At 73.6% G+C, this 21994-nt stretch carries 23 protein-coding genes, 1 tRNA gene and 1 other RNA gene; 14 read left to right on the top strand and 11 right to left on the bottom strand.

The annotated features are described in order from the left end of the window. Nucleotides 1–55: 55 nt before the first annotated feature. The 3 genes from PU704_RS01900 to PU704_RS01890 all read right to left on the bottom strand — a co-directional run bounded on the left by PU704_RS01900 (nt 56) and on the right by PU704_RS01890 (nt 1620). Nucleotides 56–502 carry a universal stress protein gene (locus PU704_RS01900; protein ID WP_277549898.1) on the bottom strand — a complete coding sequence of 149 codons (447 nt, stop codon included), beginning with the start codon at nt 500–502 and terminating at the stop codon, nt 56–58. Between the two features lie 117 nt (nt 503–619). After that, complete coding sequence (locus PU704_RS01895; RefSeq protein ID WP_277549897.1) at nt 620–1111, bottom strand: universal stress protein; 492 nt, start codon at nt 1109–1111, stop codon at nt 620–622. An 83-nt stretch (nt 1112–1194) separates the two neighbouring features. Beyond that, nucleotides 1195–1620, bottom strand: a complete 426-nt coding sequence (locus PU704_RS01890) for an Lrp/AsnC family transcriptional regulator (protein ID WP_075872546.1) — start codon at nt 1618–1620, stop codon at nt 1195–1197. A gap of 128 nt (nt 1621–1748) precedes the next feature. On the opposite strand from PU704_RS01890, the gene PU704_RS01885 reads away from it, so the two are divergent. Then, nucleotides 1749–1937 (top strand): hypothetical protein, encoded by a 189-nt coding sequence (locus PU704_RS01885; RefSeq protein ID WP_277549896.1) that lies wholly within the window; start codon nt 1749–1751, stop codon nt 1935–1937. Between the two features lie 156 nt (nt 1938–2093). Then, nucleotides 2094–3668 carry an alanine/glycine:cation symporter family protein gene (locus tag PU704_RS01880; protein ID WP_277549895.1) on the top strand — a complete coding sequence of 525 codons (1575 nt, stop codon included), beginning with the start codon at nt 2094–2096 and terminating at the stop codon, nt 3666–3668. A 107-nt stretch (nt 3669–3775) separates the two neighbouring features. Here the strand turns inward: PU704_RS01880 and PU704_RS01875 are convergent, their stop codons facing one another. Beyond that, nucleotides 3776–4561 carry a TVP38/TMEM64 family protein gene (locus tag PU704_RS01875; protein WP_277549894.1) on the bottom strand — a complete coding sequence of 262 codons (786 nt, stop codon included), beginning with the start codon at nt 4559–4561 and terminating at the stop codon, nt 3776–3778. Nucleotides 4562–4621: 60 nt separating this feature from the next. Here PU704_RS01875 and PU704_RS01870 point away from each other — a divergent pair, with 60 nt between their 5' ends. Further along, the gene (locus PU704_RS01870; protein WP_053004988.1) at nt 4622–5095 is read left to right on the top strand and encodes an SRPBCC family protein; all 474 of its coding nucleotides are present in this window, start codon (nt 4622–4624) and stop codon (nt 5093–5095) included. Nucleotides 5096–5270: 175 nt separating this feature from the next. Beyond that, nucleotides 5271–6089, top strand: coding sequence for an MBL fold metallo-hydrolase (locus tag PU704_RS01865; protein WP_277549893.1), 819 nt, complete (start codon nt 5271–5273; stop codon nt 6087–6089). 49 nt (nt 6090–6138) lie between these two features. Here the strand turns inward: PU704_RS01865 and PU704_RS01860 are convergent, their stop codons facing one another. Beyond that, nucleotides 6139–6852, bottom strand: a complete 714-nt coding sequence (locus PU704_RS01860; RefSeq protein ID WP_277549892.1) for a queuosine precursor transporter — start codon at nt 6850–6852, stop codon at nt 6139–6141. Nucleotides 6853–7092: 240 nt separating this feature from the next. Between PU704_RS01860 and PU704_RS01855 the strand changes: the two genes are divergently transcribed. Continuing rightward, nucleotides 7093–7947 (top strand): hydroxymethylpyrimidine/phosphomethylpyrimidine kinase, encoded by an 855-nt coding sequence (locus tag PU704_RS01855; protein WP_075872543.1) that lies wholly within the window; start codon nt 7093–7095, stop codon nt 7945–7947. Nucleotides 7948–8215: 268 nt separating this feature from the next. After that, a complete protein-coding gene (locus tag PU704_RS01850) occupies nt 8216–8884 on the top strand; it encodes a TetR/AcrR family transcriptional regulator (protein WP_075872542.1) in 669 nt (222 codons plus the stop codon). Here the strand turns inward: PU704_RS01850 and PU704_RS01845 are convergent. Continuing rightward, a complete protein-coding gene (locus PU704_RS01845; protein ID WP_277549891.1) occupies nt 8868–9218 on the bottom strand; it encodes a type II toxin-antitoxin system VapB family antitoxin in 351 nt (116 codons plus the stop codon). The two genes, PU704_RS01850 and PU704_RS01845, sit on opposite strands and share 17 nt — an antisense overlap. A 256-nt stretch (nt 9219–9474) precedes the next feature. Between PU704_RS01845 and PU704_RS01840 the strand changes: the two genes are divergently transcribed. Beyond that, nucleotides 9475–10170: a hypothetical protein gene (locus PU704_RS01840; protein WP_277549890.1), complete on the top strand. Its 696-nt coding sequence runs from the start codon at nt 9475–9477 to the stop codon at nt 10168–10170. 199 nt (nt 10171–10369) lie between these two features. On the opposite strand, the gene PU704_RS01835 is transcribed toward PU704_RS01840, so the two are convergent. Then, nucleotides 10370–10454 (bottom strand) — tRNA-Ser (locus PU704_RS01835). A 132-nt stretch (nt 10455–10586) separates the two neighbouring features. Between PU704_RS01835 and ffs the strand changes: the two genes are divergently transcribed. The 6 genes from ffs (at nt 10587) to PU704_RS01805 (ending at nt 17457) form a co-directional block, all read left to right on the top strand. Then, nucleotides 10587–10683, top strand: an RNA gene (gene ffs, locus PU704_RS01830) — signal recognition particle sRNA small type. Nucleotides 10684–10759: 76 nt separating this feature from the next. Continuing rightward, the gene (locus tag PU704_RS01825) at nt 10760–14041 is read left to right on the top strand and encodes a DNA polymerase III subunit gamma and tau (RefSeq protein WP_277549889.1); all 3282 of its coding nucleotides are present in this window, start codon (nt 10760–10762) and stop codon (nt 14039–14041) included. Nucleotides 14042–14144: 103 nt separating this feature from the next. Beyond that, complete coding sequence (gene recR / locus PU704_RS01820) at nt 14145–14741, top strand: recombination mediator RecR (RefSeq protein ID WP_047803726.1); 597 nt, start codon at nt 14145–14147, stop codon at nt 14739–14741. A gap of 96 nt (nt 14742–14837) precedes the next feature. After that, nucleotides 14838–16124, top strand: a complete 1287-nt coding sequence (locus PU704_RS01815) for an aspartate kinase (protein ID WP_047803725.1) — start codon at nt 14838–14840, stop codon at nt 16122–16124. 5 nt (nt 16125–16129) lie between these two features. Further along, nucleotides 16130–17098: a 3-methyladenine DNA glycosylase gene (locus tag PU704_RS01810; protein ID WP_380112860.1), complete on the top strand. Its 969-nt coding sequence runs from the start codon at nt 16130–16132 to the stop codon at nt 17096–17098. Continuing rightward, nucleotides 17095–17457 (top strand): Rieske 2Fe-2S domain-containing protein, encoded by a 363-nt coding sequence (locus tag PU704_RS01805; protein WP_277549887.1) that lies wholly within the window; start codon nt 17095–17097, stop codon nt 17455–17457. Before PU704_RS01810 ends, PU704_RS01805 begins: the two co-directional genes overlap by 4 nt. 7 nt (nt 17458–17464) lie before the next feature. On the opposite strand, the gene PU704_RS20030 is transcribed toward PU704_RS01805, so the two are convergent. After that, nucleotides 17465–18058 (bottom strand): helix-turn-helix domain-containing protein, encoded by a 594-nt coding sequence (locus tag PU704_RS20030; RefSeq protein ID WP_380112858.1) that lies wholly within the window; start codon nt 18056–18058, stop codon nt 17465–17467. A gap of 148 nt (nt 18059–18206) precedes the next feature. On the opposite strand from PU704_RS20030, the gene PU704_RS01790 reads away from it, so the two are divergent. Next, nucleotides 18207–18629: a CBS domain-containing protein gene (locus PU704_RS01790; protein WP_277549886.1), complete on the top strand. Its 423-nt coding sequence runs from the start codon at nt 18207–18209 to the stop codon at nt 18627–18629. A gap of 60 nt (nt 18630–18689) precedes the next feature. On the opposite strand, the gene PU704_RS01785 is transcribed toward PU704_RS01790, so the two are convergent. The 3 genes from PU704_RS01785 to PU704_RS01775 all read right to left on the bottom strand — a co-directional run bounded on the left by PU704_RS01785 (nt 18690) and on the right by PU704_RS01775 (nt 21943). After that, nucleotides 18690–20483 carry a glycoside hydrolase family 15 protein gene (locus PU704_RS01785; RefSeq protein WP_277549885.1) on the bottom strand — a complete coding sequence of 598 codons (1794 nt, stop codon included), beginning with the start codon at nt 20481–20483 and terminating at the stop codon, nt 18690–18692. Between the two features lie 20 nt (nt 20484–20503). Further along, complete coding sequence (locus PU704_RS01780; RefSeq protein ID WP_047801730.1) at nt 20504–21343, bottom strand: SDR family oxidoreductase; 840 nt, start codon at nt 21341–21343, stop codon at nt 20504–20506. An 81-nt stretch (nt 21344–21424) separates the two neighbouring features. Beyond that, a complete protein-coding gene (locus PU704_RS01775; RefSeq protein ID WP_277549884.1) occupies nt 21425–21943 on the bottom strand; it encodes a hypothetical protein in 519 nt (172 codons plus the stop codon). Between the last annotated feature and the right edge of the window lie 51 nt (nt 21944–21994).

Raw genomic sequence — 21994 nt, 5'->3', positions numbered from 1 at the left:
GCGGCCGGGCCTGCCGCCGCGCCCCCGGCCGCACCGGTCGGTCAGCGCATGCCGTCTAGCTCGTCGTCGCGGCACCGTCCTCGTGGATCACGAGCACCGGGCAGGAGGCGTGGGAGACGCACGCGGCGCTGACCGAGCCCAGCAGCAGGCCCCGGAACCCGCCGTGGCCCCGCCGCCCCACCACGAGCATCGCGGCGTCCTCGCTCTCGCGCACCAGCACCTTCGACGGGTGGCCGAACTCCACGGTGGTGGTCAGCCCCTCCGGGACGTCCTCGCCGAAGGCCTGCTGGATCGTCTTCTCCACCCGCTTGCGGGTGACCTCGTCGAAGTTGTCGCTGCCGAGGGGCACGTAGCCGGCGTACTCCGGCGGATAGTCCCAGGCGCCGACCACCCGGACGGACGCACCGAGAGCCGGGGCGATCCGGGCCGCCCACCGCAGCGCCTCCACGGACTGCTCGGATCCGTCGACCCCGACGACGACGGCTGCTGCTCCCTGTTCCATGCCCAATCCTCTGCTCCCGCGACCACGATGGTGCGCTCAGTATCACAGAGGGCAGGAGCGGACGGGCGAAGATGCGCAACCATGACCGTCCCACCGGCCCGGGTCCCGGCGCGGGGCTCAGTCCGCGCGCGCGGTCTCCTCGGTGCGCTCCTCGACGCTCTCCCCGGCGCTCTCCTCGCTGCGCCCGGGCAGCACCAGGACCGGGCACCGGGCGTGCGCCACGCAGGCCGAGCTGACCGAGCCCATGAGCAGACCCCGGAAGCCGCCGTGCCCCCGGCGGCCCACCACGAGCACCGCGGCGTCCTCGCTGTGGCGGATCAGGACCTTGGGCGGGTGGCCGAACTCCACGACCGTGCTCAGCCCGGCCGGCCGGTCCGCCCCGAAGGCCTTCTGCAGCGCCTCGTCCACGCGCTTCCGGGCGAGCTCGTCGAAGTGGTCGTCCTTGAAGTGGACGAAACCGACGTACTCGGGGGGATTCTCCCAGGCCCCCACCGCCCGGATCCGCGCCCCGTACACCGGCGCGAGACGCGCCGCCCAGCGCAGCGCTTCCACGGACTGCTCGGACCCGTCGACGCCCACCACGATCACGGCGTCCGGTTCGTCGGCCATGCTGCCCCCTCCGCTGCTGCGCCGGCCGCCCTGCCGTGCCGGCGGTGCTGGACCCCCAGTATCCCAGACCCGGGCGGCCGTGGTCAGAGATGCGAGAGGATGACGGAGCTGCGCGTGTGGTTGATGCCCTTCCACTCCCGGATCCGGACCATGACGTCCTCCAGGTGCGAGGTGTTCTGCGCCCGGATGAGGAAGATGCCGTCGGCCTCCCCCGTCACCGTGTAGGCGTCCGTCACCTCGGGGATCTCCGCCGCCATGGTCCGCATCATCGACGGGGACAGTCCTCCGTCGCAGTGCAGCTCCACGAAGGCCTCGATGTTCCAGCCCAGGACCGACTGGTCGATCTCCGCGGTGAAGCGCTTGACGGCCCCCGTCTGCTGCAGGGCGTCGACCCGCCGCTTCACCGCCGGGGCGGACAGGCCCACCCGCTTGCCGATGGCGGCATAGCTGCGCCGGCTGTCCTGGATCAGCGACGCAATGATCTGCTGGTCGATATCGTCAAGACGCAATGATGTGTCCCTTCTTTACGTGTATTCGGGCTAGTTGGATCAATATGTGCCAGATAGACTTTAGAAGTCAACTGCGGCGATCGTGTCGCAGATCACTTCGCTCCGCACACAGAAAGGTGGATGCTCCCGTGGCTTTCCTGCTCGTCTTCGGCCTCCCCGCCGTCCTCTTCACCGCGATCGGCCGCGCCGCCGCTCCGTCCCGCTCCACCTCGCTGGGCGAGACGCTCCGCCACGCCGGCAGCGACCTGGGTCGCGGCCTGCGGGTGTGCGCCATGGCCTCCCCGCAGCACCTCCGGAGCGCCTCCGCCACCCGCTGAGCCGCCTCCGCCGGTGACGGCGCGCCCGCGTCGTCACCGGTGTCCCACCCCCTGCACTCCGCCGCGCGGAGCCGTTTCTACCGGTGCGTCAAGTATTTACATCGGGGGACACGTGTTTCTGTTGCCAACGGACGGTGCAGGGGGTGTAGTTAGTGGATGGAGATTCTTCAGGCGGTACCCATGTCCCCGGTGACGGAGCAGGTCGGCTGGCTGGCCGAAATAGATCGTGCGATCAACGCGGCGTTCGCGCCCGTCACCGACGTCTTCTCGACCATCGTCTTCTACCCCATCACCATCGGGGAGATCAGCTTCCCCTTCGTGGTCGCGTGGCTCATCGCGGCCGGCGTCATCTTCACCATCTACTTCGGCTTCATCCAGTTCCGCGGCCTCAAGGTCTCCTGGGACGTGGTGCGCGGCAAGTTCTCCTCGAAGGACGACCCCGGTGAGGTCCCCCACTTCCAGGCCCTGACCTCCGCCCTGTCCGGCACCGTGGGACTGGGCAACATCGCGGGCGTCGGCGCGGCGATGGCCCTCGGCGGGCCCGGCGCCACCTTCTGGATGATCTGCGCCGGCCTGCTCGGCATGGCCACGAAGTTCGCCGAGTGCACCCTGGGCGTGAAGTACCGGGAGGTCCACGAGGACGGCACCGTCAGCGGCGGGCCCTTCCGGTACCTGCTGGTCGCCTACGGCAGGTTCGGCAGCGTCGTCGCCAAGATCTTCACCGGCATCTTCGCCGTCGCGATCCTCCTCTTCGGTGCCGCCGGCGGCAACATGTTCCAGGCCAACCAGACCTTCGCCCAGGTGCAGAACGTCACCGGCGGCGCCGACGGCTTCCTCGGCAGCGCCGGCGCGGCCCTGATCTTCGGCATCATCCTGGCGGTCCTGGTGGGCCTCGTCATCATCGGCGGCATCAAGTCCATCGGCGCGACCACCAGCCGGCTGGTGCCGGCCATGGCCGCCGTCTACATCACCGCCTGCCTCGTGGTCATCCTCGCCAATCTCCCCAACGTCCCCGCGGCCTTCGGCGCGATCATCGACGGCGCCTTCTCCCCCGAGGGCGTGGCCGGCGGCGTCCTGGGCGTCATGATCGTGGGCTTCCAGCGCGCGGCCTTCTCCAACGAGGCCGGCCTGGGCTCGGCCCCGATCGCGCACTCGGCCGTGAAGACCCGCCGCCCGGTGAGCGAGGGCTTCGTGGCGATGTTCGAGCCCTTCGTGGACACCGTGATCATCTGCACCATGACCGCACTGGCGATCATCATCGCCGGCGCCCCGAGCCTGCAGGCCGGCATCGACCAGGTGCAGGCCGGGGAGGGCGCCCCCGACGGCGTCATCCTCACCTCGGACGCGTTCGCCACGGTGATCCCCTGGTTCCCGGTGGTCCTGGCCATCGCAGTGGTCCTGTTCGCGTTCTCGACGCTGATCACCTGGTTCTACTACGGCCTCAAGGCCTGGGAGTTCCTCTTCGGCCGCAGCCGGCTCAGCGACAACATCTTCCGCGGCATCTACCTGTTCTTCACGATCGCCGGGTGCGTGCTGACCTTCAGCGAGGTCATCGCCTTCGCGGACGCGGCCCTGTTCGTCTGCGGGTTCGTGAACCTGCTGGGCGTCTACATGCTGCTGCCCGTGATCAAGCGGGAGATGAAGGAGTACCTGGCCGACCGCAAGAGCGGCAAGCTCCACCTGCTCGGCGCGGAGCCGAGCGGCTCCACCGCCGCCCGGCCCCAGGTCTGACCCCGTCCCTGCCCCCGCCCGCGCTGCCGCGCGGTTCCACCGAACGACGTCGTCCGGCTCTCCTCAGGAGGGCCGGACGACGTCGTTTGCGGCACCCGCCGAGGAATTCAGGCCGGACCACCGGCCCCCGCCTGGTCCGCGGCGTCGTCGGGCTCGGCAGCGCTGCCGGGCCCGGCCGCGGGCTCGGTGCCGCCCGCGGCGCCGCCGGACAGCGCCTCGCGGCGGGACCGGCGCCAGGAGAACACGCCGACCACCACCACGAGCGCCCAGGAGGCGGCGACGGCGGCCAGCGCCGGCCACGACGGCCGCGAGGTGAAGGCGCCCAGGGCGGCGAAGCTGATCTGCCCGGGCATCCCGCCGAGCAGGGTCGCCGCCAGGTAGTCCCGCTGCGGGATGCGGACCAGCCCCGACCCGTAGCTGAGGGTCCAGTTGGGCAGGACCGGGCGCAGGACGAGCACCGTGAGGAAGCCCTTGCCGTCGAGCTTGCGCTCCACGGCCCCCATCCGGGGACCCGCGAGGCGGTACAGCGCGTCGCGGCCCAGGAAGCGGGCGAGCCAGTACCCGAGCCAGGCCCCGGTCGTGGTGGCCGCCACGCCCACCACGCTGCCCTGGGCCATCCCGAAGAGGAACCCTCCGGACACGGCCATGATCGTCACCGGCACGGGCGTGGCCGCCACGAGCACGAACACCACCGCGAACACGAGCGGCCCCCAGGCCCCGAAGCCCTCGACGTAGCTGCGGACCTCCTGCACCGTGGGCAGCTCGTGGCTGATGAGGTACCACACCGCCGCGGCCAGCAGCAGCAGCAGGACCCCCGCCTTGAGCACGGTCACCCAGACCGGGCGGGAACCGCCCGTCCCCGCCTCCGGGTCCCGCGCAGGTTCGGTGCTCACGAGCGCCACTGTACCGACCACCGTTCCCGGGACCGAGAGCGCCCGGGGACAATGGACGGCATGGACATCACCGACCTGGACCCCGCAGAGGTCCTCTCCGTCTCCCACGACCTGCCCCACCCGCCGGCGGCGGTCTTCGCGGCGTTCACCGACCCGGACCGGCTCGCCGCGTGGTTCGGCCCGGAGGGCTGGAGCGTGCCCCGGGAGTCGGTGCTGCTCGAGGTCCGGCCCGGCGGGCGGCAGCGCTTCCGCATGGTCAGCGACGCCGACCCCACCCAGATCGCCCCGGTGCACGCCACCTACCTGCGGGTCGAGCAGGACGCGCTGCTCGAGGGCCGCGAGGCGCTGCCCGGCCCGGACGGCCGGCCACTGGACCAGCACGTGCTGGTGCGCACGGAGTTCCTCGCCACCGGGGACGGGGGCACCCTCCTCGTGCTCACGCAGGGGCCGCTGCCCGCCGTGGTGCACGCGGGCGCGGCGGCCGGGTGGCGCAGCTCGTTCACCAAGCTCGAGGCGCTGCTCGACCGGAGCTGAGCCGCACCGCCGGACCCCCTCGCGCCCGGACGGGCCCGCCCCGCCGGCGATCGCCGCACGACTCCTCGCCGCGCTCCGTCGCTCGCCGCACCCGCAGCACACCCCCAGTCGCTCTCCCCGAGCTGCTCAGCACCAGCCGCCCGACCCCACCAGCCGCCCGACACAGGAGGACCGCATGACCGAGGACACCGGGATCCGCACCACCGCCCTCACCCGGCGGCAGATCGCCCCCAACCCGGGCCCGATGACCCTGGAGGGCACCAACTCGTGGCTGATCGGGGCACCCGGACAGGAGGACGTCGTCGTCGTGGACCCCGGACCGGCCGACCGCGGGCACCTGGCCGTGCTGGCCGCGGCCGGCCGCACGGTGCTCACGCTCGTCACCCACCGGCACGCGGACCACACGGAGGGCGTGGCGGACTTCCACGCCCTCACCGGAGCACCCGTGCGCGCGTTCCGGCCCGAGTTCTGCCGGGACGCGCCCCCGCTGGCCGACCACGAGACGATCGAGGCCGCCGGGTGCCGGATCCGGGTGCTGCACACCCCCGGGCACACCTCCGACTCCGTGAGCTTCCACCTGCCCGACGACGTCCCGGCCGGCTCGCCGGGGCCCGCCCTGTCCGCCGGGCCGGCCGCGGGCCCGGGGTCGGTGCTCACCGGGGACACGATCCTGGGGCGCGGGACCACGATGCTCGACCACCCGGACGGGAGCCTCGGCGACTACCTGCGCTCCCTGCAGCGCCTGGCAGTGCTGGGCGCCGCCCTCGTGCTGCCCGCGCACGGGGACGTGCGGGAGGACGTCGAGGCGGTGTGCGAGGAGCTGCTCGAGCACCGGATGGAGCGCCTGGCCGAGGTGCGGGAGGCCCTGCGGGACCTCGGCCGCGGCGCCAGCCTCGAGGCGATCACCGAACGCATCTACGCCGACGTCCCCGCGCACGTGCTGCCGGCCGCCCGGAGCTCGGTGGGGGCGCAGCTGGCCTACCTCGGCTTCTGAGCCGCCGGCGCGGCAGCGCCCGGACCGGCAGCGCCCGGGCCGCCGGCGCTCAGCGAGCGGGCACGGCGTCCCCCGCCGGGGACACGGCCGTCCCGTAGGTCGGCTCGCGCCGCTTGAGCCAGCCGATCGCCGCGTAGGTCAGGGGCATGACGAGGATCTCGACCAGCACCTTGTAGGCGTAGCCGACGACCACGTAGTTCAGGAAGTCCGGGACCGTGCTGATCCCGATGATCGGGGCGGCCACCGCGCAGAAGACGACCGTGTCCACGAGCTCGCCGACCAGGGTCGAGCCGATGAGCCGGGCCCACAGGTGGCGCTCCCGCGTGCGGGCCTTGATCCGCACCATCACGAAGGCGTTGAGCAGCTGCCCCGCGAGGTAGCCCAGGAGGGAGCCCGCCACGATGAGCGGGACGGGTCCCAGGACGGATTCGAGAGCCTCCTGTCCCTCGTAGAACGCGGCCGGGGGCAGGGCGATGACGAGCCAGAACACCACCGAGGAGAACAGGCCGGCCGCGAAGGACGTGACGATGGCCCGCCGGGCGGCGCGGAAGCCGTAGACCTCCGCGACGACGTCGCCCAGCACGTACGCGAGCGGGAACAGGAAGAAGCCCCCGTCGGTGAGGACGGGGCCGAAGGCGACGCCCTTGGTCGCGGCCACGTTGGAGAGCACGAGGACCACGCAGTAGGCCGCCACGATCAGGTCGAAGTACGTGCGCGGCCGGTGGGCGAAGCCGGCGGGAGCAGGGCCTGCGGAGGAGGACACGGCGGGTCACCAATCTGTTGGACCGCGGCACCGGCCCGGGAGGAGCCGGGGCCGCGCCGCGGTCTGTGCGGTCTGCAGAACGGGTGCGGGACGCCCGCCTGCCACCCGGGAGCCCTCCTCCCGCCGCCGCGGAACCCCGAGCGGGGACGTCGTGGCGGCCGGAGACCGTCCGACAGTCTAGCGCCGGGACCCGGCCGCGCGGTTGGCCGGGGACGCGGCGCGGGGCGCACAATGGCTCCCATGACCGACACCACCACCGCACCCGTCCCCGACGCCGCGAGCCCCGCCCAGCCTCCCGTGGCCCTGACCATCGCCGGATCCGAGGCCACGGGCGGCGCCGGCGCCCAGGCGGATCTCAAGACCTTCCAGGAGCTCGGCGTCTTCGGCTCGCTCGCCCTCACCTGCATCGTCTCCTTCGACCCGAACGCGGACTGGGGCCACCGCCTGTTCCCCGTCCCCCAGGACGTCCTGCGGGAGCAGCTGGAGGCGATCACGGCGGCCCACGCGCTGGACGCCGTGAAGATCGGCATGCTCGGCAGCCCGGAGACCATCGCGACGACGGCCGAGGCGCTGGCCGCCCTGCGGCCGGAGCACCTCGTCCTCGACCCGGTGCTGATCTGCAAGGGCCAGGAGCCCGGGGCCGCCCTGGACACCGACGAGGCGCTCAAGGCGAGGATCCTGCCGCTGGCCACGTTCGTGACCCCCAACCACTTCGAGGCGCTCTCCCTGTCCGGGATGGACGAGATCAGCACCGTCGACCACCTCGAGGAGGCCGCCCGGCGGATCCACGAGACCTCGGGGGCCGTAGTGCTCGCGAAGGGCGGCGTGCGCCTGGCCGGTCCCGACGCCGTGGACGTCTTCTACGACGGGACGACCCTCGAGATCCTGTCCGAGCCCAAGGTCGGCGAGGTCCCCGTGGCCGGCGCCGGCTGCACCCTCGCGGCCGCCGTCGCCGCCGAGCTCGCCAAGGGCGCCGCCCCGCTCGAGGCCGCCCGCACCGCCAAGGCCTTCGTCTCCGCCGGCATCCGGCAGCGTCTGAGCTCGCGCGCGCCCTTCGACTCCCTCTGGCAGGGCGGTTCGGCCGCCGAGCAGTGACCCCGGCCGCCTGAGCGCGTCCCCCCGCACCCGGCCGTGGCCGGCGACAACCTCCGTCGCCGGCCACGGCCGCGCATCGCCCCGCGGGCCGCGGGTGCGGAGATGATCGTCCGTCGGGTCCGGTCCGGCGGTTTCCTGGACGTTTCCCCTGACGTTCGTGCGGAGGGAACCGAAACGGTGCGAACGGTGGTGTCATAGTCAGACATACCGTCACCAAGGATCATTGAAGTGTGCATACTTTGATGACATGCAGAGATAAGGTGTCATCATGCCTCGTATTTCAGCGGCCACCAATGCCGCGCAGCGCGAGAACACCAAGCGAGCGATCCTCGACTCCTTCGGCCAGCTGCTCTACCAGCAGGGCCTGACCGGGCTGACGATGACCCACGTGGCCAAGAACGCCGGGGTGGGCCGCACCGCCGTCTACAACTACTTCGCCGACATGGGCGAGCTGCTCGTGGCCTACGCCCTGGACGAGACCGAGCGCTTCATGACCGACCTCCGCCGGGACCTGGAGGGCGTCGCCAACCCGGTCGACCGGCTCGCCGTCTACATCCGGGCGCAGATCGAGGATCTCGCCCGCCGGCACCTGCCCCCGGGTCCGACCATGCGCACGGTCCTGTCCCCCGAGGACTACCAGAAGCTGGGCGAGCACGTGGGCGAGCTGCAGGGGCTGCTGGCCGCGATCCTGCGGGACGCGATCGACCAGGCCTACCTGCCCGAGGGCGACATCCCGGAGCTCGCCTCGCTCGTCCACGGCTCGCTGACCACCGCCGCGGACCGTGGCCAGAACTCCGACCAGGACCGCGCGGCGCGGGAGCGGCACATCCGTTCGACGGTCCGCTTCATCCAGCAGGGCCTGGGCGCGCAGTTCGACGCCGACGGCCGCCCCGTGCGGCTGGCTCCCGAGAGGCCGCCGCTCAGCGCGGCATCCTGACCTCCTGCGCCCTGTGCACCGCCCGCGGGCCGGTCGCGGGCCCGAGCTCCAGCACGCGGGCGTGCAGCACGGTGCGGTGGTGCAGGGCGGTGCGCAGCGCCCGATGCAGCCCGTCCTCGAGGTAGAGCAGCCCGTCCCAGCGGACCACGTGCGGGAAGAGATCGCCGTAGAACGTGGAGTCCGCGTCGAGCAGCGTCGCCAGGTCCAGGGTCGTCTTCGTGGTGATCAACTGGTCCAGGCGCACCTGACGAGGGGCGATGCCGGACCAGTCCGAGGGCGAGACGAGGCCGTGATCCGGGTACGGGCGCGAGTCGCCCACGGCCTTGAAGATCATGCGTTCATCCTAGGGGGCGCTCCCGGGCCGGCACCGATCAGCAGGGCACAGAAGAGCGGAGCGGAACGACGGCAGCGTCACGGGAACCCCCGGGAGAACAGGGGTGGGACGTGAATCACCGAGGGGCATCTGCTGCTGCCGCGGGACAGCCCCTCCCGCCACTCCCGCAGAGCACTGCCTCTGCTGAGTCCGGGTGGAACGACGTAGAATGACGAGCGCCTGTCCCGCGCCCGCATCCCCTCGGAAAGTTCGCCTCATGCCCGTTCGGACCCTGGCTTTGGCCGCCCTGATCCTGCTCGCCCCCACCCCCGCCGTGGCCGCGCCCGATGCCGTGCAGGCTCCCGCGCCGGCCGTCGGGTCGCCCACCGGCGCACCGGCCGAGGACGGCTCCCCCGAGGCCCCGGCGGAGACGGTCGAGCCGGCCGACCCGACCCCGCCCGCCCCGGCGGAGACCCCGGCCACCGACCCCGCGGTGGGCGCTCCGTCGGACTCCGGGGCGGCACCGGACCCGGACGAGCAGCCTGTTCCGGAGCGGTCCGAGGCGCCCGGCACCGACCGGGCCGCGGGCTCCGTCCCCTCGGATGCGGCATCCGCCCGGGCCGCGGACCGGGCGACCGGCACCGATGCCGGCACCGAGCACGACGACGGGACGACGCGCCCGGCACCGGCCGCCGCCCTGCCGGAAGTCTCCCGCTCCCCCGGGCCCGCGGCGCCGGGACCCGCGGAGCAGGGCACGGACGCCCGTTCGATCGAGGCCCAGGGTCTGCCCGGAGCGCAGCAGGTGGCCCCAGGCACGGTCACCCGAGTGCCCCTGGGCAGTCTCACCCGGGTTCCGGCGCAGGAGGAGGAAACCACCCCCGGGCTCCCGGTGGCGCTGGGCGGTCTGGGAGTCGCGGCCGCCGGCGCCGCGGCCGTGGCCGTCCGCCGCTCGCGGGCCCGCCGCAGGGCCTGAGCGCACGGACCCGGCAACGCCCGGCCCTCGAGCAGCCGCTCCCTCAGCGCCCAGTCCCTGAGCGTGCCGTTCCTGACGGGGCCCGGCCCCTGCCGCGCTCGGCGCCCTGGGGGCTCACCCGCGCGGCCGCGGCCTTCCGTGCCGGACATACGGAAGAGCCCCTGACCGGAAGGGTGTCCCGGTCAGGGGCTCTGCAGTGCGGAGGATGGGGGATTTGAACCCCCGAGGGCGTGAACCCAACACGCGTTCCAGGCGTGCGCCATAGGCCGCTAGGCGAATCCTCCAGGCACGCACATCCCGGCGGCCTCGCGGTGCCGGAACATGCGGAATCCAGCATAGCCCAACCCCCGGGCATTGCCGAATCGTCGGCGGCGCCGCCCGGTTTCGACCTGCCCGCGGCATCGGCTAGACTCTGTGCCAGCCCCTCGCGTGGCGTCATCCTGTTGAACTCCCCCAGGGCCGGAAGGCAGCAAGGGTAAACGGGCTCTGGCGGGTGCGCGAGGGGTCTTTTCGTCCCCTCGGGGCGGCCCGGCTCCCCAGCCCCGGGGCCCCGCCCCGCCTGTCGGAATCCGTCGCTAAGGTGGCTCCTGTGACTACCGCCCTGTACCGCCGCTACCGCCCGGAGACCTTCGAGGACGTCATCGGCCAGGAGCACGTGACCGAGCCGCTGATGACGGCGCTGCGCAAGGACAGGGTCAGCCACGCCTACCTCTTCTCCGGGCCCCGCGGATGCGGCAAGACCACCTCCGCGCGTATCCTGGCCCGCTGCCTGAACTGCGCCGAGGGTCCCACGCCCACGCCCTGCGGCCGCTGCGAGAGCTGCCGGGACCTGGCCCGGGACGGGGCCGGCTCGCTCGACGTGATCGAGATGGACGCCGCCAGCCACGGCGGCGTGGACCACGCCCGCGACCTGCGCGAGCGCGCCACGTTCGCGCCCGTGCGGGACCGGTTCAAGATCTTCATCATCGACGAGGCGCACATGGTCACGCGCGAGGGCTTCAACGCCCTGCTCAAGATCGTCGAGGAGCCCCCGGAGCACATCAAGTTCATCTTCGCGACCACCGAGCCCAGCAAGGTGCTCACGACCATCCGGTCCCGGACCCACCACTATCCCTTCCGCCTGGTCCCCACCGAGCCGCTGATGCACTACCTCGAGCAGCTGTGCGCCGAGGAGCACGTGGAGGTGGCCCCGGGGGTGCTCTCCCTGGTGGTCCGGGCCGGCGGCGGTTCGGTCCGCGACACCCTCTCCGTGCTGGACCAGCTCATGGCGGGCTCCGACGAGCGGGGCATCGGCTACGACCTCGCCGTGGCCCTGCTGGGCTACACCCACGGCGCCCTGCTCGACGACGTGGTCGACGCCTTCGCGTCCGGGGACGCCGCCACGGTGTTCCGCGCGGTGGACCGGGTGATCCAGACCGGTCAGGACCCGCGCCGGTTCGTGGAGGACCTCCTCGAGCGCTTCCGCGACCTCATCATCGTCAACGCGGTCCCGGAGTCGGCGGGCAACATTTTGCACGGGATGCCCCAGGACCAGATCGCGCGGCTGCGCAACCAGGCGTCCCAGCTCGGGGCCTCGGAGCTCTCCCGCGCGGCGGACATCACCAACACCGCCCTCACGGAGATGACGGGGGCCACCTCGCCCCAGCTGCACCTCGAGCTGCTCTGCGCGCGCATCCTGCTGCCCTCCTCGGAGGACACCACCCGCGGCGTGACGGCGCGGGTGGACCGGCTGGAACGGCGGTTGAGCATCGGCCGCGGCACCGTCCCCGCCGCCGGGCACGAGGAGCCCGCGGCCGCCACCTCGCGGCCCTCCGCGGCCGCGGCGCCCGTTGGCGCAGAGCCCGTGGCCGCGGAGCCCGTGGCCGCGCGGGCAGACGCCGAAAGCACGGCGGCCCCGGCCGGCGCCGAGCCGTCCGCGCCGGCGCGGCCCGCCCCGGCGCGGACGGCCGCCGCGGCCGGACCGAGCGCGGCCGGACCGAGCGCGGCCGCACCCAGCGCTGCCGAACCGGGCACGGCCGCACCGAGACAGGCGGAGCCGGACGCAGGCGAGCACACCGGCCCGTCCGCGCCCCGGGGCCCGGAGAGCGGTCGGCGGCCCGAGGACCGGCAGCCTGCGGCGGCACCGCCCCAGGAGGACGCCCGTGCCGCCGCGCCGGCGGAGCCCGGGGCCGGCGCGGGGACCCCGCTCGCGCCGGGCGGCAGCGAGATCGAGCTCTTGCGCGCCTCCTGGCCGGAGATCGTCAACGCCCTCGCGGACATCCGCCGGGTCGCGTGGTTCACCGTCCAGCGCGGCACTCCGCAGTCCTTCGACGGCAAGGTGCTGCGCATCATGTTCGACGCCGAGGGCGACCTCATGAACTTCCCGCGCTTCGAGGACGACCTGCGCCAGGCCGTGCAGCAGGTCCTCGGAATCGACTGCCGGGCCGAGGCCGTCCCCCCGGGCGGCGGGCACGGCCGGGGCGGCGGGGGAAGCGCCCCGCGCGGCCCGGAGCCGACGCCCCGCCCGTCCGGGCAGCGGGGCGAGTCCCGCACCGAGACGCAGCGCCCCGCCTCGCCCGCGTCGCCGACCGGCCCGACCGCCCGCGGCGGCGCCGACCGGCGCCCCGCCGGATCCGCGGGTCGGGCGGGGGAGCAGCGACCGCCCATGTCCCGGGACGCGGAGGCCCCGCGGAGCAGCACCGCAGGACCCGGCACCGCGTCCGGCACCGGCTCCGGCACCGGCTCCGCCGAGGAACCGTCGTCCCCGGACGGACCCCGGGGCGGGCAGGACGCTTGGCAGGCACACGGCCGGCCCGCCACGGACGCACCCGCGGAGTGGACGGATCCCGCGTGGGCCGACGAGCCCGTGCACAGCTGGTCCGTGGCCGCCATCCCGCAGAGCGGCGCGCCCGGCACCTCACCCGCGGCCACGACCCCGGCCGCGCCGCCGGCAGGGCCAGGGACCTCGACACAGACCGGGACCGAGTCCTCCACAGGGACCGAGTCCTCGACAGGGACCGAGTCCTCCACAGGGACCGAGTCCTCGACGGAGACAAGGACCACAGCAGAGACAGGGACCGGGACCGGGAGTGCGACCGGGACACCGGCCGCTCCCCCGGCGGAGCGACGTGCCGAGTCCCCCGCCGAGCAGCCTGGCAGCTCCCGGACATCCGGGGCGCCCGGGAGTTCCCCGGCCACCGCCGGTCCGGCCCGGGAGCCGGCTCGGCCTGCCGGACCCGGCGGCGCCGCACCCACCGCCGGCCCCGCCCAGGGCGGCCCCGGCGACAGAGCCGGCCGCAGCCGTCCGGCCGGTGGGTCCGGCGGGCGCCCGGCCGGTGGCGGCGCGCCTCGGGGCCGGGACCACGCGCCGTTCGACGACGTCCCGCCGCCGGAGGAACCGCCCCACCTCGACGAGCCCCCGTACCCGGACGAGCCCCCGTACCCGGAGGACCTCGACGAGGCGCCCCCGGAGCAGTGGCGGCCCGCGCAGCAGCACCGCACCGAACGACCGGCTCCGTCCCAGGACGCCGCGGTGCGGGACAGCCCCGCCGCGGCCGGTGCCGCGCCCCGGGCCCGGCAGACCGCTCTGCGCAGCACACTCGCGGACGCCGCCCCACCCGCCGCTCCGCACGACGGCGCCGCGGAGGCCGGCGGGCGGGAACGGCTGAGCTTCCGGGAGCGCCACGCCGCGGCGATCGCCGCCGGGCGCCGGGCCCCGGACCCGAGCGCGGCGACGGCGGAGCGGGACGGCGGCGTAGAATGGGACGATTCCTTCGTCCCCAGTTCGGACGACGAGGCGCTCGAGGACTCCACCCTCTACGGCCGTGCGGCGATCGAGCGCATTCTCGGCGGCATGCTGATCGAGGAGCGGGACCTCCACACCGGGGAGTGAGGCCCGGCGGCCGGACCGCTGACCGCCCCGCACGGGCGCCGGGGAACGCCGTGGCCCGGAACGAGCAGGAGGGCCGCGGACCGGCCCGGAAATCGAGGAGAACGTGTACGAAGGCGCTGTTCAGGATCTGATCGACGAGCTGGGCCGGCTGCCCGGCGTCGGGCCGAAGTCCGCGCAGCGGATCGCGTTCCACCTCCTCGACGCAGACAAGGACGATGTGCGCCGGCTGGCCGACGCCATGACGGCGGTCAAGGACAAGGTGAAGTTCTGCCGGATCTGCGGCAACGTCTCCGAGCTGGACGAGTGCGCCATCTGCCGCGACGCCCGCCGGGACGGCAGCGTCATCTGCGTGGTCGAGGAGTCCAAGGACGTCATGGCCATCGAGCGCACGCGCAGCTTCCGCGGCCGGTACCACGTGCTCGGCGGGGCCATCAGCCCCATCCAGGGCATCGGCCCGGACCAGCTGCGGATCCGGGAGCTCATGACCCGGCTCTCCGACGACACCGTGCAGGAGGTCGTGCTCGCCACCGACCCGAACCTGGAGGGCGAGGCCACCGCCACGTACCTCTCCCGGATGCTCAAGACCCTCGGGGTGCGCGTGACCCGTCTCGCCTCGGGGCTGCCCGTGGGCGGTGACCTCGAGTACGCCGACGAGGTCACCCTGGGGCGGGCCTTCGAGGGCCGCACGGTCGTGGCCTGAGCGACTCGCGTAGGATGTCCTGGTGGCCTGCCGTGGGGAGCGGGCGCACGGCCCGGTGCTGACCGCAGGCCGACCTCGACCACAGGAGTTGTACCCATGAGCCTGATCGTGCAGAAGTTCGGTGGATCCTCCGTCGCGGACGCCGACGGCATCCGCCGCGTTGCACGGCGGATCGTCGAGACGCGCAACCGGGGCCACGACGTCGTCGTGGTGGTCTCCGCGATGGGCGACACCACGGACGACCTCCTGGACCTCGCCCGGGAGGTCACCCGCAAGCCCCCGGCCCGTGAGCTCGACATGCTGCTCACCGCCGGGGAGCGCATCTCCATGGCGCTGCTGGCCATGGCGGTGTCCGGGATGGGCGCTCCCGCCCAGTCCTTCACCGGGTCGCAGGCGGGCATGGTCACCGACGGCGCGCACGGGGCCGCCCTGCTCGTGGAGGTCAGCCCCCAGCGCGTGCGCGAGTCCCTGGACGAGGGCAACATCGCGATCATCGCCGGGTTCCAGGGCGTGCACCGCAAGACCAAGGACATCACCACGCTCGGCCGCGGCGGCTCGGACACCACGGCCGTGGCACTGGCCGCCGCCCTGGACGCCGACGTGTGCGAGATCTACTCCGACGTCGACGGCGTCTTCACCGCCGACCCCCGCATCGCGCCCAAGGCGCGCAAGCTGGACGTGGTCAGCAGCGAGGAGATGCTCGAGCTCGCCGCCAACGGCGCGAAGATCCTGCACCTGCGCTGCGTCGAGTACGCCCGCCGCTTCGGCGTGAAGCTGCACGTCCGTTCGTCCTTCAGCCACAACGAGGGCACCTGGGTGATCCCGGACCCCGAAGACGCCGCCACCTCCCCGAAGGAGATCCCCTTGGAACAGCCGCTCATCTCCGGCATCGCCCACGACCGGACCCAGGCGAAGGTCACCGTCGTCGGCGTCCCGGACCGGCCCGGCATCGCCGCCCGCATCTTCCGGCTCCTCGCCGAGGCGAAGGTCAACGTGGACATGATCGTCCAGAACATCTCCACCGGTGACGACCCCCTGACGGACCTCTCCTTCACGGTCGACGAGTCCCAGGGCGAGCTGGCCATGAGCCTGCTGCGCGCCGCCGAGGAGAAGATCGGCTACGCGGGCCTGGAGTACGACGACGAGGTCGGCAAGCTCTCCCTGGTGGGCGCCGGCATGAAGTCCAACCCGGGCGTGACGTTCACGTTCTTCGAGGCGCTCGCCGCCGCGAACATCAACATCGACATGATCTCCACCTCCGAGGTGCGGATCTCGGTGGTCACGTCCGCCGACCGCCTCGACGAGGCCGTGCGCGTGGTGCACAGCGCCTTCGACCTCGACTCCGAGGACGAGGCCACGGTGTACGCCGGGACGGGCCGCTGACCGGGTTGCTGCACACCACCGGCGACGGGGCGGGTCCTGCGACCCGCCCCCTCGCCGTCCTGTCCCGGGCGGACTGGGAGCCGCGCGCGGACGCCCACGAGCGGCGCGCGGCCGCCCACGCGGACCCGTTCGTGGCCCGCCGGCACCGCGGGGCCAAGCACCCGGTCGAGGACTTCCTGTTCACCTACTACACGCTCAAGCCGGCGCAGCTCAAGCGCTGGCACCCCGGGACGGGCACGGTCCTGCTGGACGCGGCCGGGCGCTCGGCGGAGAAGTTCTACCGCCCGCTCACCGACGCCGAGCTGTCGGCGCTCGGGCTCGACGCCTCCAGCGGGGCCGTGACGGTCGATGCCGCCGCCTTCCGGGAGCGGCGGGGCGCCGCGGTCGACTTCGCCCGCGCGGTCCTGGGCGCGCACGCGCGCAACCCCGGCTTCTTCGGCTGCTTCGGGCTGCACGAGTGGGCGATGGCCTACCGCTCGGAGGACAACGCGCTCCGGCACGAGTACCTCGAGCTGCGCCTGGGCGCCGAGGGCACGGACGCCGTCGTCGAGTCCTCCCGCATCCGCTGCACCCACTTCGACGCGTTCCGGTTCTTCCAGCCGCAGGCGGTCCCGCTCAACGAGCTGCAGCCGACCCGGGAGTCCCAGCGCCGGCTGGAGCAGCCGGGCTGCCTGCACGCCACCATGGACCTCTACAAATGGGCGTACAAGCTCGTGCCCGCGATCCCCTCCGAGCTGCTCATGGACTGCTTCGAGCTGGCCCGCGACGTGCGGGAGACCGACATGCGGGCCGCCCCCTACGACCTCTCCGGCTGGGGCTACGCACCCGTGCGGATCGAGACGCCTGAGGGCAAGGCCGAGTACGTGCGCCGGCAGCGGGACTTCGCCCGGCGGGCCGAGCCGCTGCGCCGCCGGCTGGCCGAGGCCGTCGACCTGCTCGACCCGGAGCACGCCACCGGCGGGGCCGCCGCGTGAACTCCGACGGACCGTGGGAGCGGATCGTGGAGGCCTCCGCCGTGCCGGGCCCGCTCGACTTCGTGACCGCCGCCGCCCGCGGCGGGCCGGTGATCGTCGCCCGTGACGCGGAGGGCGCCCTGCACGTGCTGCGCAACGCCTGCACCCACCAGCAGGCCGTCGTGTGCCGCGAGGCCGCCGGGCGCGCCGAGAGCTTCGAGTGCCCCAACCACTACTGGGTGTTCGCCTCCGACGGCCGGTTCCTGGGCTCGCGCCTGGCGCTCGCGGCCGGCCGGCGCGCGCCGGCGGACCCGGCCAAGGACCTGACCGCCGCCGCGGTCGACGTGGTCGACGGGTGGGTCGTGGCCCGCTTCGGCTGACCCGGGATCAGCCCGCCGCGGGCGCACCCCCGGCGTCGTCGCGCTGCCGCCCCGCGAGCCAGGTCTGGACGTCGGAGCGGCGGATCCGGCGGTGGCTGCCGCGGTACTGCACCGGGATCACCCCCTCGCTGGTGAGGTTGCGCAGGTAGGTGTGGGAGATCCCGGCCAGCGCCGCCGCCTGGGACGTGGTCAGCAGCTCGGCCGCGGCGTCGGCGGAGTCGTCGCCGTGGCGGGCGAGCCAGGTCTGGATGTCCGAGCGGCGGATCCGGCGGTGGCTGCCGCGGTACTGCACCGGGATCACCCCCTCGCTGGTGAGGTTGCGCAGGTAGGTGTGGGAGATCCCGGCCAGCGCCGCCGCTTGGGACGTGGTCAGCAGCTCCTCGGAGCCGGTCGGCGGCTGCCGGGCGGAGCTCACGGTGACGGACTCCCCGCGGGTGAGCCGGGACAGGAGGTCGACGACGGCGTCGCGGGCTCCCTCCGGCAGGCGCAGGGAGGTGCCGTCCACGAAGACCGTCACGTCCCGGGACGCGAGGGCCTGCGCCAGTCGTTCGGCGTCCCGGCCGTCGAGTCCGGGGGTGGTCGTCGGAGGGTGCTGGGTCATGGCCCCATTCTTCCAGCCCGCCGGCCCCGCCACGACGCCGGTCCGGATCCGCCCCCGGGGGCAGACAGGCCCGGGCGCGGCTCCTACCCTGGTGCCACGGACCGCCGGCGCGACGGCGGTCCTCGTCCACCGAGCAGGAGGAGCAGCCATGACGAAGGCACGCGAGATCATGACCCCCGGTGCGGAGTGCATCGGCGAGCGGGAGACCCTCGAGGCGGCCGCGCGGAAGATGAAGGACCTGGGCGTCGGTGCCCTGCCCGTCTGCGGGGAGCACGGCCGGCTGGTCGGCGTGCTGACCGACCGGGACATCGTCGTGCGATGCATCGCGGACGGTGGGGACGCCCGGACGGCCCGGGCCCGGGAGCTCGCCGAGGGCAAGCCCGTGACCATCGGCGCCGACGACAGCGTCGAGGAGGCAGCGCGGACCATGCAGGAGCACCAGGTCCGTCGCCTGCCGGTGATCGACGGGCAGGAGCTCGTCGGGATGCTCAGCCAGGCGGACATCGCCCGTTCCCTGCCCGAGGACCGGGTCGGAGAACTCGTCCGGCTCGTCTCCGCCGACCGGTACTGACGGCCGGTGCTGACGGCCGGGTCCCGACCGGCGCCGGCCGCGTCGCGGGAGCGGCGCCGCTCAGGACCGGCCCGTGTCCTCCAGGGTCAGGGCCGCCGTCAGCAGCGCGAGGTGGCTCAGGGCCTGCGGGAAGTTGCCGAGGAAGGCGTCGTCCGCGGGGTCGATCATCTCGGTGTACAGCCCCAGGTCGTTGCCCCGGCCGAGCATCTCGTCCATGAGCTCGACGGCCTCGTCCTGCCGTCCCACGTGCGCGAGCGCCGCCACGGCCCAGAACGAGCAGGCGACGAAGGCGCCCTCCTCGTGCTGCATCCCGCTGTAGCGGTGCAGCAGGGGGCCGGTGCCCAGCTCCTCCCGCAGCGCGTCGACGGTGGAGCTCATCCGCGGCCCCCGGTCCAGGCCGCTGATCGCGTGCAGCAGCACCGAGGTGTCGAGCTCGTCCGTGCCCGGGTACCAGACGTAGGCCCCGCGCGCGTCGTTCCAGCAGTTCTCGTCGATCCACGTGGCGATCCGGTCCCGCTCCGCGCGCCAGCGGTCGGCGCTGCCGGGGATCTGGCCGACGTCGGCCAGATGCACCGCACGGTCCAGGCCGTGCCAGCAGCCCATCTTCGAGCTCGTGTAGTGGCGGTGCTCGGGCAGCTCCCACATCCCGGCGTCGGGACGGCGCCACAGGTCGCAGATCCGGTCGGCCACGTCGGCGAGCATCCGCCCGGTGGCCGCGTCGAGCACGTTGCCGCCGCCCACGTAGAGGTCCACCATGTCGAAGAGGTCCCCGTAGACGCCCAGCTGCAGCTGCTCGGCGGCGGCGTTGCCCGACACCACGGGGCCCACCCCCTGCCATCCCGGAGCTTCGTACACGGTCATCCCGTCACCGGGCACCGCCCCGTTGAGCCGGTTGAGCACGTGCAGCTCCGGGGACTGGGCCCGGGCCAGGCGCAGCAGCCAGGACACCGCGGCGTGCACGTCCTCCTGCTCGCCCAGGCGCAGGAGCGCGTGCAGGGTGTAGGCGGCGTCTCGCACCCAGGCGAAGCGGTAGTCGTAGTTCTTGGTGCCCGCCCGGTTCTCCGGCAGCGAGGTGGTGGCGGCGGCGGCGATCGAGCCGGACGGCCCGTGGCTGAGCATCTTCAGCGTGAGGGCGCTGCGCTCCACGTCGGCCCGGTAGGGTCCGTCGTACTCCAGCAGGTCGGTCCAGCGCCGCCACATGTCCAGGGTGAGGTCCACGTTCTTGCGGATGCTCTCCGGGGTGGGCAGTCGCAGGGGCTCGCTGTGCGTCGAGACGACCGCGAGCAGGTGCCGGGAGCCCGGGGTCGTGCCGAAGCGCCCGGAGATCTCCTGCCCGCCCACCACGCACTCGCCCAGCGCCTCCGAGCGCACCCCTAACGAGACCGCGTCGACCCGCAGGACAGGTCCCTGCTCGGTGTCCTGGATCCACGGGGAGACCGTGTTGAACATGGTCCCGGGAGTCACGCGCCACGTCATGGGCACCTCCCCGGAGACCCCCTCCACCGTGCGGGCCAGTTCGTTCCACGGCAGCTGCCCGGTGGAGCCGACGTTGAGGGAGTCCGTCACCCGCACCGTCCCGGTGCCGGTCGTGTAGGTGGTCTGCAGCACGTTCGTGCCGGGGACGTAGCTGCGCGCGATCTCGCAGGGACCGGCCGGGGACAGCTCCACGCACCCGCCGTGCTCGGCGTCGAGCAGGCGCGCGAACGCGGGGGCGGAGTCGAGATCGGGCACCGGGTACCAGTCCACGGACCCGTCGTGGGCCACCATCGCGACCGTGCGGCCGTCCCCGATGGCCGCGTAGGAGCGCAGCTCCACATAGCCGTCCCGGCGGGGGGACAGGTCGCCCGGTGCCACGACGGGCCGTGGACGGGCCGTCACAGGATCGGCTTGCCGCCGGTCACGGCGACCCGGGACCCGGAGATGTAGCTGCCGTCGTCGGAGGCCAGCAGCACGTAGACGGGCGCCAGCTCGGCGGGCTGCCCGGCCCGGCCCAGGGGGACGTCGTCGCCGAAGGCGCCGACCTTCTCCGGGGGCATGGTCGCCGGGATGAGCGGCGTCCAGATCGGCCCGGGGGCCACGCTGTTGACGCGGATGCCCTTCTCGCCCAGCATCTGGGCCAGCCCGGCGGAGAAGTTCGCGATCGCGGCCTTCGTCGCGGCGTAGGGCGCCAGCTGCGGGGACGGCTGGTCGGACTGCACCGAGGAGCTGCCGATGATCGCCGAGCCGGGGGCCATGTGCGGCACCGCGGCCTTGGTCAGGTGGAACATCGCCCCGACGTTGAGCCGGAAGGTGTAGTCCCACTCCTCGTCGCTGATCTCGTCGAGGCTCTCGCGGCTCATCTGGTAGGCGGCGTTGGAGACGAGAACGTCGACCTTGCCGAACTCCTGGACGGCCCGGTCCACGACGCTGCGGCAGTGCGCCGGGTCGGAGAGGTCCCCGCGGACCAGCACGGCCCTGCGCCCGGCCTCCTCGATCCAGCGGGCGGTGTCCCGGGCGTCGTCGTCCTCCTCGAGGTAGGCGACGAGGACGTCCGCGCCCTCCCGGGCGTAGGCGATCGCCGCGGCGCGGCCGATGCCGCTGTCGCCGCCGGTGATGATCGCGGCCTTGCCCGTGAGCTTGCCGGAGCCGCGGTAGCTGTGCTCACCGCAGTCCGGGACGGGGGTCATCTCCGACTGGTCGCCGGGGACGTCCTGCTGCTGTTCTGGCTGGCTCATGACGTGGTCCTTCCGAGATGGGGTCCGGACGGTGCGGGTGCCGGCCACCGGGGCACCCCGATGCTCAGCACCCTGACCACTTTAGGCGCTCAGCTGCGGGCCGTCGACCGCGGGGCGCCAGCGGAGGACGGCGAGCCAGAGCAGCACCCCGGCCAGGCCCATCGTCCCGGGCACGAGCACGGGAGACGGCCCGACCGCCCCGCTGGACGCCAGCCACAGCCGGGCCGCGCCGGACATCGACTCCCAGAGCTCGGCGTACCGCGGGTCCAGCGGCCCGGCCCGCAGGTTCGCCAGGACGTGCTCGTAGACGCCGTAGGCGGCGCCCAGCACGGAGACCGCGGCGGCGACCTGCACGGTGCGGGCCGTCCTGGCGCTGCGCCGCACCAGCCACGCCGCGGCGGCGAGCAGCAGCACCGTCAGGACCGCCCACGGGACCAGCTGGGCGGGCCCCTGCCAGTGCCGCAGCATGGCCAGCTCGGTCAGCGCGCCGAGGACGGTGCCAATCCCCAGCAGCGTCAGGACCCGGCGGTAGAACGGGACCAGCCGGACGTCGTCGGGACCGGCGCCCGCGGTGCGGGGCGTGCGGCTCGTGCTCCTCATGGGACCACGGTCTACCGCACGCAGCTTGGAACCGCCCTGGAGACCGCACCG

Source organism: Kocuria oceani (assembly GCF_029524215.1).
Lineage (GTDB): Bacteria > Actinomycetota > Actinomycetes > Actinomycetales > Micrococcaceae > Kocuria > Kocuria oceani.
This window is presented reverse-complemented; position numbering and strand designations above follow the sequence as displayed.

Bases quoted from the DNA above. Each gene is read 5' to 3' on its own strand.
- PU704_RS01845 (WP_277549891.1), bottom strand. From the start codon at position 9,218: ATGATCTTCAAGGCCGTGGGCGACTCGCGCCCGTACCCGGATCACGGC.
- PU704_RS01865 (WP_277549893.1), top strand. From the start codon at position 5,271: ATGACCGAGGACACCGGGATCCGCACCACCGCCCTCACCCGGCGGCAG.
- PU704_RS01870 (WP_053004988.1), top strand. From the start codon at position 4,622: ATGGACATCACCGACCTGGACCCCGCAGAGGTCCTCTCCGTCTCCCAC.
- PU704_RS01850 (WP_075872542.1), top strand. From the start codon at position 8,216: ATGCCTCGTATTTCAGCGGCCACCAATGCCGCGCAGCGCGAGAACACC.
- PU704_RS01775 (WP_277549884.1), bottom strand. From the start codon at position 21,943: ATGAGGAGCACGAGCCGCACGCCCCGCACCGCGGGCGCCGGTCCCGAC.
- PU704_RS01780 (WP_047801730.1), bottom strand. From the start codon at position 21,343: ATGAGCCAGCCAGAACAGCAGCAGGACGTCCCCGGCGACCAGTCGGAG.
- PU704_RS01900 (WP_277549898.1), bottom strand. From the start codon at position 502: ATGGAACAGGGAGCAGCAGCCGTCGTCGTCGGGGTCGACGGATCCGAG.
- PU704_RS01815 (WP_047803725.1), top strand. From the start codon at position 14,838: ATGAGCCTGATCGTGCAGAAGTTCGGTGGATCCTCCGTCGCGGACGCC.
- PU704_RS01840 (WP_277549890.1), top strand. From the start codon at position 9,475: ATGCCCGTTCGGACCCTGGCTTTGGCCGCCCTGATCCTGCTCGCCCCC.
- PU704_RS01895 (WP_277549897.1), bottom strand. From the start codon at position 1,111: ATGGCCGACGAACCGGACGCCGTGATCGTGGTGGGCGTCGACGGGTCC.
- PU704_RS01790 (WP_277549886.1), top strand. From the start codon at position 18,207: ATGACGAAGGCACGCGAGATCATGACCCCCGGTGCGGAGTGCATCGGC.
- PU704_RS01880 (WP_277549895.1), top strand. From the start codon at position 2,094: ATGGAGATTCTTCAGGCGGTACCCATGTCCCCGGTGACGGAGCAGGTC.
- PU704_RS01855 (WP_075872543.1), top strand. From the start codon at position 7,093: ATGACCGACACCACCACCGCACCCGTCCCCGACGCCGCGAGCCCCGCC.
- PU704_RS20030 (WP_380112858.1), bottom strand. From the start codon at position 18,058: ATGACCCAGCACCCTCCGACGACCACCCCCGGACTCGACGGCCGGGAC.